The sequence below is a fragment of the Alteromonas sp. IB21 genome, assembly GCF_016405965.1.
Classification (GTDB): Bacteria; Pseudomonadota; Gammaproteobacteria; order Enterobacterales; family Alteromonadaceae; genus Alteromonas.
This window is the reverse complement of the sequence record NZ_JAEFCD010000004.1, coordinates 191,136-200,414: the sequence shown is the minus strand read 5'-3', so window position 1 is coordinate 200,414 and position 9,279 is coordinate 191,136. Positions and strand designations below refer to the sequence as shown.

The 9,279-nt window shown below is 46.0% G+C and carries 6 protein-coding genes; 3 read left to right on the top strand and 3 right to left on the bottom strand.

Annotated features, from left to right (window positions below):
• Positions 1–50: 50 nt before the first annotated feature.
• A complete protein-coding gene (locus JC525_RS04910; protein WP_332874074.1) occupies positions 51–479 on the bottom strand; it encodes a DUF4262 domain-containing protein in 429 nt (142 codons plus the stop codon).
• Between the two features lie 238 nt (positions 480–717).
• On the opposite strand from JC525_RS04910, the gene JC525_RS04905 reads away from it, so the two are divergent.
• Positions 718–1,686 (top strand): integron integrase, encoded by a 969-nt coding sequence (locus JC525_RS04905; RefSeq protein ID WP_198814790.1) that lies wholly within the window; start codon positions 718–720, stop codon positions 1,684–1,686.
• A gap of 82 nt (positions 1,687–1,768) precedes the next feature.
• On the opposite strand, the gene fadA is transcribed toward JC525_RS04905, so the two are convergent.
• Complete coding sequence (gene fadA / locus JC525_RS04900) at positions 1,769–2,932, bottom strand: acetyl-CoA C-acyltransferase FadA (protein ID WP_198814789.1); 1,164 nt, start codon at positions 2,930–2,932, stop codon at positions 1,769–1,771.
• Between the two features lie 18 nt (positions 2,933–2,950).
• A complete protein-coding gene (fadB, locus tag JC525_RS04895) occupies positions 2,951–5,101 on the bottom strand; it encodes a fatty acid oxidation complex subunit alpha FadB (protein ID WP_198814788.1) in 2,151 nt (716 codons plus the stop codon).
• A gap of 495 nt (positions 5,102–5,596) precedes the next feature.
• Between fadB and JC525_RS20180 the strand changes: the two genes are divergently transcribed.
• Together JC525_RS20180 and pepQ are read left to right on the top strand one after the other, a co-directional pair.
• Entirely contained in the window at positions 5,597–7,660 is a 2,064-nt protein-coding gene (locus JC525_RS20180; protein WP_198814787.1) for a transglycosylase SLT domain-containing protein, read from the top strand.
• Between the two features lie 183 nt (positions 7,661–7,843).
• Positions 7,844–9,175 (top strand): Xaa-Pro dipeptidase, encoded by a 1,332-nt coding sequence (gene pepQ, locus JC525_RS04885; protein ID WP_198814786.1) that lies wholly within the window; start codon positions 7,844–7,846, stop codon positions 9,173–9,175.
• Positions 9,176–9,279: the final 104 nt, after the last annotated feature.

The window sequence follows — 9,279 nt, the reverse complement described above, 5'->3', positions numbered from 1 at the left end:
GCCCATGTGTTAGCGTCCCAGCGAGCAGCGCGAGCGCCTTTAGTGTTTTGTTATACGACACTTATAGCCTCTTCCTGAACCGTAAGCTCACAATCGTTTTCTAATGGAAGAACATTATTCTTGTCAGGCCAGAATAAGACCCAAATTGGTATTTCTTTATCATAGTAATCCAATGCAATACCGGCATACTCGCTTTTCCATTCACTTCGCATTTCTTTAAACATTGTTTCAAAGTTATCGCTAAGTAAGCCGCTAAACTTTGTATCACAATTAAAAGTCGCTCCGTTTTTTATGTCAGCAGCGATATTTGAAAGAAGCGTATGCATAACATCCTTTTTCAGGCCGAATACCATGATTTCAGGATGAGAATAACTTTCGAACAAACCTATTGTGTACGCAAAACTTGGTCTATCCCCATCGGCATCAAATACATACTGGAATTGCCATCCATATTTTTCGATATTATCCGTTATCTGCACAATGTCTCCATGTCGTATAACAATTTAGTGTAAGGAAAAAATCCTTTATGCAAGGTGGATAATTTCCGTATATCACATTTATAGTTTTATTACTTTCGCATGGAAATACACTTTCATCAATAACCTACACTTAGTATCTGAAAATACTGAACTTAAGTACGGAATCTTTCCTTTTTATTTTACGGTCGAGCCAAAAACCGTAATTCTGTATTTATTTACAGTAATAAAATTCAAAAAAATGAAATCAATGTTTATGCAAATGGTGATAGAGCATATGTACAACCGTCGCTATGCGAAGCGTTCGATAGAACTCTATAGTAAATGGATAATTAGCTTTATTCGCTTTAACAATAATAGACACCCTTCTGAAATGGGAGACAAAGAAGTTGAAGTGTTTCTGTCTCACCTAGTTAACGCTAAAAATGTGGCTCCGGCCACTCAGGCGAGCGCGCTAAATGCGTTGGCCTTTTTATATCGCGATATATTAGAGCGCCCCCTTTCGTGCGAACTTAACTTTGTTTCAAGTCGCAGGCAGGCCAAGCTTCCAGTTGTATTAACACAGGAAGAGGTCGTCTCTCTTTTTGAGCAAATTCCTGCCAATCTAAAATTACCTATATCTTTATTGTACGGAAGTGGTTTGCGGCTAATGGAAGCGGTTAGACTACGAGTTAAAGACATTGATTTTGACTACAATGCTATTCGCATTTGGGATGGGAAAGGCGGCAAGCATCGGATTGTAACCTTGGCTGCTGAGCTAAAGCCGGGTCTTACTCGGCAAATCGCTATGGTAGAAAACTTCTTGGCGGCTGATCTTGAGAACCCGAAATACGCGGGGGTTTATCTACCTCACAGGTTGCGTTTGAAATACAAAAACGCGCCCAGAGAGTTAGGCTGGCATTATTTGTTTCCCTCTTCTCGGTTATCTGTCGACCCTGAAAACAAAAGAGTGCGACGGCACCATATTGATGAATCGAGTATACAAAAAGCGATACGCAATACAGCTAAAGCCTGTGATATTAAAAAGAAAGTTACGCCTCACACGCTGCGTCACTCTTTTGCAACGCATTTACTGCAATCGGGAGCTGATATTAGAACGGTGCAAACACAGTTAGGTCATTCAGACGTAAAGACGACGCAAATTTATACTCATGTGCTACAGCAAGGGGCACAGGGCGTGGTGAGTCCTTTATCTCGCGTATTGAAGTAACTTATACAGTAAGTTGAAGCCGACAAAAAAGGGCCCGAAGGCCCTTTACAAAACTTAGCTTTATAGGCTCTTATTCAAACGTTTATACACGCTCGAATACGGTAGCAATACCTTGGCCTAAACCAATACACATAGTCGCTAAGCCTAGGCTTACGTCTTGTGATTCCATTAGATTAATTAGCGTACCTGAGATACGTGAACCAGAACAACCTAGTGGGTGACCAAGTGCAATCGCACCACCGTTAAGGTTAATCTTAGTATCTAGGTGGTCCATCCAACCAAGCTGCTTAATGCACGATAGGGCCTGTGCCGCGAACGCTTCGTTAAATTCAGCCAGTTCAATATCGTCCATAGTAAGGCCAGCACGCTTAAGGGCTTTCTGTGTTGCTGGCACTGGGCCATAACCCATAATTGCCGCATCACAACCAGCCACAGCCATTGCGCGAATTTTCGCACGTGGCGTTAGGCCAAGCTCTTTCGCACGGTCTGCTGACATAAGTAGCATACCTGATGCACCGTCAGACAGCGCAGAAGACGTACCCGCCGTAACCGTGCCGTTTACTGGGTCGAACACTGGGCGAAGCGCCGCCATGCTCTCAGCAGTGCTTTCTGGGCGTACAACTTCATCATAGTCAATAAGCTTTAATACGCCGTTTTCATCGTGACCTTCAACAGGCACAATCTCGTTAGCCCAGCGGCCTTCAAGGTGTGCTTTGTGCGCTAGCTGGTGCGAGCGTGCGCCAAATGCGTCTTGTTGCTCACGAGTAATACCGTTTTGGCGGCCAAGCAGCTCAGCTGTCATACCCATCATACCCGACGCTTTTGCTGTGTATTTAGCAAGGCCTGGGTGGAAGTCGATGTTGTAGTTCATCGGTACGTGACCCATGTGCTCAACACCACCAATCATGTAAATGTCACCACGGCCGCTCATGATGCCACTTGTTGCATCGTGAAGGGCTTGCATAGATGAACCACATAAACGGTTAACCGTTACCGCGCCAGTTGTGCGTGGAATTTGTGTGAGTAGTTGCGCGTTACGTGCAACGTTGAAGCCTTGTTCTTTAGTTTGCTGAACACAGCCCCAAATGATGTCTTCAATTTCCGCTGGATTTACGCCAGGGTTACGCTCTAGTAGCGCGGTCATTAGTGCTGCAGATAGGTCTTCTGCACGCACGTTTCTGAAAACACCGTTTTTTGAACGACCCATAGGGGTACGTACGCAATCGATTACGACCACTTCTTTCATTAGATTTTCCTCCGGGTCTTATGCGAAATAGGATTTACCAGCAGCGGCCATTTCACGAACGCCGTCTGAGATCTGATAAATTGGACCAAGTTCAGCGTACTTGTCTGCCATAGCAACGAAGTTCGCCAAGCCAATGGTTTCAATCCAACGGAAAATACCACCGCGGAATGGAGGGAAACCTAAGCCGTAAAGTAGCGCCATATCTGCTTCAGCTGCGCTATCTACAATGCCTTCTTCTAGGCAGCGAATTGCTTCGTTTGCCATAGGGATCATAAGGCGTGCAATAATGTCGTCTGCTTCAAAGTCTATCTTCTCAGCTACGTGTGGCGCCATAAGTGCGTATGCTTCTTCAGCTGGTGTTTTAGACGGCTTGCCGCGCTTATCAACACCGTAGTTGTAGAAACCTTTACCGTTCTTCTGACCTAAACGCTGCTCTTTGTAGAAAAGAGTTACAGGGTCGTTGTCCAGGCGAGCCATACGCTCTGGAATACCTGCCGCCATTACGTCTGCTGCGTGATCGCCAGTGTCGATACCCACAACATCCATTAGGTAGGCAGGGCCCATTGGCCAGCCGAAGATTTTTTCCATTACTTTATCAACCGCAACAAAGTCTGCGCCGTCGATAAGAAGTTTACTGAAGCCCGCAAAGTATGGGAACAATACGCGGTTTACTAAGAACCCTGGGCAGTCGTTAACCACAATCGGGGTTTTACCCATTTTAAGGGTTGCCGCTACTACTGCGTTGATGGTTTCTTCAGAGGTTTTTTCGCCACGAATAATTTCAACTAGCGGCATGCGGTGCACTGGGTTAAAGAAGTGCATACCACAGAAGCGCTCGGGCTTGTCTAGGCTTTCAGCTAGCTGGTTGATAGAGATAGTCGAAGTGTTTGAAGTGATGATAGCGTCGTCTGCTACATTGTCTTCTACTTCTTTAAGTACAATACCTTTTACTTTCGGGTTTTCTACCACCGCTTCAATAACAAGGTCTGCATCTTTAAGTGTGCTGTACTCAAGGGTAGGCGTGATAGCGTTAAGTGTTTGCGCCATTTTAGTCGCATCAACTTTACCGCGCTGCATACCTTTGCCAAGAATTTTCGCTGCTTCTGAAAGACCAAGGTCTAGTGCACCTTGGTTAATGTCTTTCATGATTACCGGCGTGCCTTTCACAGCGCTTTGGTAGGCAATACCGCCACCCATGATGCCAGCACCTAGTACAGCGTTAAGCTTCGATTGCTTAGTGGCTGCTTTTGCTTGCTTTTTACCTTTGCTCTTAACAAGCTGGTCGGCAAGGAAAATACCAATTTGCGCTTTCGCAGCGTCGGTTTTTGCAAGGGCTACAAAGCCTTCGTTTTCAAGCTTAAGTGCACCGTCGCGGTCAAGACCTGCTGCTTTTTGTACCGTCTCAACCATTTTATGCGGAGCTGGGTAGTGTTTACCTGCTTGGGCAAATACCATGGCTTGTGCGGTAGAGAAGCTCATCATGGCTTCGTTTTTGTTTAGCTGTAGTGGAGCTTTCTTAACCGCTCGACGTGCTTGCCAATCAAATTTGCCATCGGCTGCGTCTTTCACCATTGAAAGCGCGCCTTCAACGAGCGCTTCTGGCGCTACTACTGCATCAACTGCGCCTTCTGCTAAGGCTTTCGCGCCTTTTCTATCGCGGCCAGTGGTCATCCACTCAAGGGCATTGTCTGCACCAATAAGGCGAGGTAAGCGAACCGTTCCGCCAAAACCAGGCATAAGGCCCAGTTTAACTTCTGGTAAGCCGATTGAAGCTGTTGTGTCTGCAATACGCATGTCACACGCCAATGCCATTTCACAACCGCCGCCTAGCGCAAAGCCGTTAACTGCAGCGATGGTAGGGAAAGGTAGGTCTTCGAAGCGGTCGAATACTTGTGACGTATTGGCAACCCACTGTAGTACTTCAGTATCGTCCATGGCAAATAAGCCAGTGAACTCGGTAATATCAGCACCTACAATAAATGCAGGTTTTGCACTGCGTACTACTAACCCTTTAACATCGCCTTTAGCAAGTAGGGCTTGGGTTGCTTCGTCAAGTTCGCTCACGGTTTGGCGGTCGAACTTGTTTACTGAACCTTCGGCGTCGAATACCAGCTCAGCAAAGCCGTCATCTAACAGGCTGACGGAAAGACTTTTGCCTGTGTATATCATTATCATCTCCTTCGGCATTGGCCAGGATGTTAGTGAAGTAATCCAACTAGTTTGTAGGGTCGTATGCATTCACTAACGCGTTAGGGTGGCTAGATTCTTTACAAAGCCACACAAAATTTCAACAAAAAATCAAACAAGCGTTTCAATTTGTCTAAGGTAGTGGTCCGATGACTTAAATTCAAGTGCAAATATCGAATTCAAGCTTCATTTCGGCATTGGTGGTTGTATAATGAGCGTTATTGGCGCAAAGAGCCAATCCAGCAAAAGAATAATCTACAATCATGTCAACTATGTTTGTAAAGCATAGCTAACGACAGCTGGCACAACATCTTCTTTGGCAAGGAGCCAGACTAAAGTCCTTTTTTCGTTTTCAAAACGTCAGTGGTTCTTCAGTCGCGATGCTGCTTTTTCAGCAACATTTTACAATTAGCTCGTTCTGGCAATGTAGCCAACGCTCATAGACGTTCGAGTGTAGAGCAGGGTAGGAGTTCTATTGTGTCTGATTTTTATTTTAGTTCGTGGTTAGGTCGGCGGTCGCCGGCAATTACTGAAAAAATTGTCGCCGCGTTCGTGGGGGCTATAATTTGCTCGCTTTCATTTTTTTATCCTTTGTGCGTGCTGGCCGCACAGCCATTAAATTTACCAGAAGACATTTTCGAACAAGAGCGCGCTCGCTATCTAGACGTCGAGGAAAAGTTATTAACCTATTCAAAGCGCAGCGTTCAGCATCTCGACAACGATATTTACGATTTAGCACACTATCCACTTTACCCATATTTGTTGCGCCTTAAACTCGAGCGCACTATGTCAATAAGAACAAAGCGCGAGGTTAAGCAGTTTTTAGAAGATTTTGATGGGCAGCCGGTGAGTTATGGTGTGCGTTATAAATGGCTTAACTATCTAGCGAAAAACGATTATCGCAGCACTTTTTTAGATAACTATCGTGCCGGTATGGGCGCAAGGCTTACCTGTATCGCATTAAATTATCGTTTAAAAGAGGGTGAAAGCGAGAAGGATGTGCTGCATGAGGTTGACGCACTTTGGCTTCATGGCCAGTCTCAACCCGAAGAGTGCGATCCGCTTTTTGCTAAGTGGAAAAAAGCGGGCATGATGACACCCGAAATGGTAATCAAGCGCATTGAAATTGCTGCGAAAGAAGATAACAGGAGTATTATTGCTTATCTTAAGCGCCAACTACCCAGTGATAAGCAATATTTGGCCGACGCCTGGTTGTCTGTCACACGTGATACAAGTAGGGTTAACAAAACGGCGCTCTTCCCGCTAAAAAATTTGTCGCATGAAGCTGAAGTCATAGTGTGGGCGGTAGAAAAGCTTGCGTGGCGAAACCCTGATTTAGCAGGCAAGGTATTTACACGCTACAACGATAAAAAAGTCTTTTCGAAAGCACAGCAGCACGTTATGCGAAGAGCAATAGCGCTTAGCTACACCTTAGACCGCCTTCCTGAGGCCCACTATTGGTTAGAGCTAGCTGATGTCAATGGCGCCAGTGAAGATGTAAAACTCTGGCACATTTCATACTTATTGCGTACAAAAAAATGGCAAGAAGTGGTGGATGTTGTTGATAACGCGCCAGCTAGCTTGCAGCAAGAGGAAAACTATCGCTACTGGAAAGCCCGTGCCCTAGAAGAGCTTGGTCACACCATGCAGGCAACGGTGCTATATAAAGAACTTGCACAAGAGCGTCACTACTATGGTTTCATGGCAAGTGCGCACATTGGCGAAATTCCGTCGCTAGGGCATACGTCCGCACCAAGAGATACAGCGGCCATCGCTAGTGTAGCAAAAACCCCTGCGACGATGCGCGCTGTTGAGTTTTTTAGGCTAGACAGAACCACAGAAGCTCGCCGAGAGTGGTTTTATCTATTGTCTCACCTACCAGAGTCTAAAGTGACTGACGCAGGTATTCTGGCCTATGAATGGGGCTTGTATGATCAAGCCATTACCAGTTTTGCGCGCAGTGGTTACTGGGACGATGTAGAGCGACGATTCCCGTTAGCCTTTAATGATGTATTTAGCGAAAAGTCAGAGGCTTACAGCATTTCAAAATCCTTTGCTATGGCTATTGCACGCCGCGAAAGCTCGTTTAGAAGCGACGCCATATCTCCGGTTGGGGCAGCAGGCCTAATGCAGCTTATGCCAGGTACAGCCCGCTACGTTGCAAAAGAAAAGGTGAGTAGGAACGCGCTATTCGAAGTGAATGACAATGTGGAGTACGGCGTACAGTATCTGCGTTATTTAATGGATAAGCTTAATAATAACCCTGTACTGGTGTCGGCATCTTATAACGCCGGATGGCGTAAAGTGTTAGAATGGCTACCTGCGGATGAATCCTTACCTGTGGATATTTGGATAGAGAATATCCCCTACAAGGAAACTCGTGCGTACGTGAAAGCGGTAATGGCGTATCAACATATTTACGATCAGCAGCTTGGCGGCAACGAGAATATTTTCCCTCAACTTACCCGTGATATGATCCCGTCGGCAGATGCGGTAAGTACACATCCGGTAACAGGTACACTGCAGCTAGCGCCGCGATAGCGATATAGTTCGCTATCGCGCCTACCCAATAGCATATCTCGTTCTGACGTATTGGATGTTTAACTTATCAAGCGGCTTAACGGAAATGATATCGCAGTGTGATGGGCCTACATGCATGTTATGTAGGCCTCGTGATACACTAGATGGGTGTTCCACCTAACGACTATAAAGATAAGAGGGGCTATGTCGCAACATCAAGTAACCTACCAACAGCATATCGAAGAGCTTCAGACTCGTACTCGCGAAGCATTACAGCGAGAAGGACTAGACGGATTAGTTATCCATTCAGGGCAGGGCAAGCGCCTGTTTTTAGACGACAACCACTATCCGTTTAAGGTAAACCCGCAGTTTAAAGCGTGGGTGCCTGTCATCGATAACCCTAACTGCTGGCTGGTGGTTAACGGTGTGGATAAACCTACGCTGATTTTTTATCGCCCTGAAGATTTTTGGCACAAAGTGCCGTCAGAACCAAATGACTTTTGGACAGACAACTTCAACATTAAGTTGCTTCAACAAGCCGATGCGGTAGAGAAATTTTTACCTTACGATAAACGTCGTTTTGCCTATGTAGGTGAATATATTGAAGTGGCGAAAGCGCTGGGCTTTGACAATGTAAACCCTGACCGTGTATTGCATTACTTGCATTATCAGCGTGCCTACAAAACCGATTACGAGCTTGAGTGCATGCGAGAGGCCAATAAGCTTGCTGTCGCCGGACATAAGGCCGCTGAGCATGCTTTTCGTGAGGGTAAAAGTGAATTCGATATTAACCTTGCCTATGCAGCAGCTAGCAGACAAGGGGATAACGACGTACCTTACACCAGTATTGTGGCACTCAACGAGCATGCCTCAATTCTGCATTACATGCATTGCGATACCGTCGCGCCAAAGGAATCGCGCTCCTTTTTGATTGATGCTGGTGCGAACTATCATGGCTACGCGGCAGATATTACGCGTACTTACGTTCAAGACTCTGTTCATAATTCAGCGATGTTCCGCGACCTCATTCAAGCGGTAGACAAGGTAACGCTTACGTTAGTCGACTCTTTAAAGCCAGGTGTAGCCTATACCGACATACACTTACTGGCCCACGATGGCATTGCCCAAATTCTTCACGACACCGGCATGGTAAATCTGACGCCGCCTGAAATCGTAGAAATGGGGATTACGCGCACATTCTTCCCACACGGCATTGGCCACTTCTTGGGGCTACAAGTGCACGATGTAGGTGGGCTGGTAAATGATGACAGGGGTACACCAAAGCCTGCTCCTGATGATCATCCGTTCTTGCGCTGCACACGTATGGTAGAGGCGCGTCAGGTATTCACAATCGAGCCTGGCTTATATTTCATCGAGAGCCTGCTGCGCGACCTTAAAGCGACGCCTGCGTCTAAGTACATTAATTGGAATACCATCGAGGCATACAAGCCATTTGGCGGCATTCGCATTGAAGACAATATTGTTGTGCACCGCGATAAAAACGAGAACATGACCCGAGATTTAGATTTAAACTAATGGGTTAATCTGTATCTCGTTATTAGCGAGTAAATATTGTCGTAGTGATATCAAAGAGCAGCTTAAAGCTGCTCTTTTTCGTTAAGCTTGTCAGACTCGATAAG

Coding starts and splice junctions, on each gene's coding strand:
- pepQ (WP_198814786.1), top strand. CDS start 7,844: ATGTCGCAACATCAAGTAACCTACCAACAGCATATCGAAGAGCTTCAG.
- JC525_RS04905 (WP_198814790.1), top strand. CDS start 718: ATGAAATCAATGTTTATGCAAATGGTGATAGAGCATATGTACAACCGT.
- fadA (WP_198814789.1), bottom strand. CDS start 2,932: ATGAAAGAAGTGGTCGTAATCGATTGCGTACGTACCCCTATGGGTCGT.
- fadB (WP_198814788.1), bottom strand. CDS start 5,101: ATGATATACACAGGCAAAAGTCTTTCCGTCAGCCTGTTAGATGACGGC.